This is a genomic window from Flavobacterium sp. RSB2_4_14 (assembly GCF_051547085.1).
GTDB lineage: Bacteria > Bacteroidota > Bacteroidia > Flavobacteriales > Flavobacteriaceae > Flavobacterium.
In genome coordinates, this window is record NZ_JBPTTL010000030.1 from 1 (window position 1) to 363 (window position 363).

The window sequence follows — 363 nt, forward strand, 5'->3', positions numbered from 1 at the left end:
CTGTGTTATGCCTTAACAACCATAGACATCACGATAGAGCGTTACCCGAACCCGATTATCACTACACCAAACGGCGTAGATACCATCTGTGTGGACTATGCTAGCAATGTAGTCGTGCGACCACTCACTTTGAACAGTGGTATCACCAATGCATCGGCCTATACCTTTGAGTGGTTTGAAGACAACTCCACCACACCAATAGCAGGCGCTACAGGACCAACATATACCGTAGACACAGCCTCACCAACAGGTGCTACTAGAACCTACACCGTAAGAGCCACCAGTGTTAGTCCACTAGGATGCGCCACTACATCGGCAGTATTCTCAGTGATACAATCAGGACAAGCCGCTATACCAGCAGGT

General features: G+C 48.8%; 1 protein-coding gene. It reads left to right on the top strand.

The features are described 5' to 3' along the window. Positions 1-363: hypothetical protein (locus ACSVH2_RS14120; RefSeq protein WP_438093821.1), on the top strand; the 363-nt coding region annotated here is incomplete at both ends.